The sequence below is a fragment of the Photorhabdus tasmaniensis genome, from assembly GCF_011189505.1.
Lineage (GTDB): Bacteria > Pseudomonadota > Gammaproteobacteria > Enterobacterales > Enterobacteriaceae > Photorhabdus > Photorhabdus tasmaniensis.
Window position 1 is genome coordinate 1 of record NZ_PUJU01000146.1, and the last position, 1,498, is coordinate 1,498.

A 1,498-nucleotide genomic window follows, 5' to 3' on the forward strand; every position below is an offset into this window, starting at 1 on the left:
ACCTGTCTCTTCTACACAAATATTTTGATATTTTCCTGCATTCCTGTTGAACTCTTGCTTTGGTCATCGATCTCAACCAAAAACCACAGATAAGCTAACCGATATGTTTTCAGCCAACACCGAGCAATGGGCAAAAGACACGTTTCAACACGCTGAATTAGGTGATAAACGACGCACAAAACGCCTGGTTCAAATCGCCGGTTCACTCGCCAACCAGACAGGACTCTCCCTCGTGCAATCCTTACATTCCTCTGCCGATATTGAAGCGGCATACCGTTTCACCCGTAATTCGTCTGTTTCTCCCCAGGCCATTGCCGAAGCGGGTTTTGCGGCCACCGTGGCGCACGCTAACGCGTATGATTGCCTGCTGGCCCTGGAAGACACCACTTCCCTGTCGTTTTCCCATCACAGCGTGACGGATGAGCTGGGTCACACCACCTCAAACCCGAAATCCCGGGGATTTTTTGCCCACTCGATTTTACTGTTTGCGCCTCAGGAACGTCAGGTAGTCGGGCTGGTTGAGCAGCATCGCTGGACACGCGATATTCAGACATATGGCAGGAGCCGGCAATCTGACACGCGGCCTTATGAAGAGAAAGAAAGCTATAAATGGGAGCAGGCATCACGGGCAATGGCACACCGACTGGGCGAACACATGCCCAAAATTATTTCGGTTTGTGACCGTGAGGCCGACCTCATCGAGTACCTGACCTATAAGGTGGCCGAAAATCACCGTTTTGTCGTCCGTTCAATGCAAAGCCGGCGTATAGAAGAAAGCAAAGATAAACTTTATGATTTTGTTGAGACATTAAAAAGTGCGGGAGACCGACGGGTTGACGTTAAGCAGAAAGGCGGACGTCAAGCCCGCGTGGCGGACTGTGAGGTTTGTTATACGCAAGTGAGTCTGAAAGTGCCGAAAGGAAAACAAGGGGGAAGCATTCGCTTGTTTTACGTGGGTTGCCATGAAAAAGGCACCGAAAACGGATTAAGCTGGCATCTTCTCACCTCAGAGCCGGTCAACAGTGAAGACGATGCCCATCGCATATTCGGTTATTATGAACGGCGTTGGTTAATAGAAGAATTTCACAAGGCCTGGAAAAGTGGTGGCACGCAGGTTGAGGCCCTGCGGATGCAAAGCAAAGCCAATCTGGAACGCATGATTGTGATCCTGGCCTTTATTGCGGTGCGGATACACCAGCTTCGTTTTAAGGGCTTGAACAAGGAAGAGGCAGAAAAGCACAGTTGTGAAGAGATCCTCAGTCCGCTGGCCTGGAAACTGTTGTGGTCAAAGCAGGAGAAACGGCACCTGCCAAAAAAAGCGCCAAGTCTGCATTGGGCGTATATCAGTTTGGGTAAATTGGTGGGTTGGTCTGATTCTAAGCGTACGGGACGGGTAGGCTGGGAAAGACTCTGGGAGGGCTGGTTCCTGCTGCAAACTCTGGTGGACGGTTACTTGCTGGCCAAATCGGTTGATCTGGAGATGTGACTAAGAGACAGG

The 1,498-nt window shown here is 50.5% G+C and carries 1 protein-coding gene; it reads left to right on the plus strand.

What is annotated here, in order from left to right; all coding sequences use genetic code 11:
* Positions 1 to 103: 103 nt before the first annotated feature.
* Positions 104 to 1,486, plus strand: a complete 1,383-nt coding sequence (locus tag C5471_RS23200) for an IS4 family transposase (protein WP_133813539.1) — start codon at positions 104 to 106, stop codon at positions 1,484 to 1,486.
* The last annotated feature ends 12 nt before the right edge of the window (positions 1,487 to 1,498 follow it).

Excerpts from the sequence above, each read along its gene's own strand:
- C5471_RS23200 (WP_133813539.1), top strand. The coding sequence starts at position 104 with ATGTTTTCAGCCAACACCGAGCAATGGGCAAAAGACACGTTTCAACAC.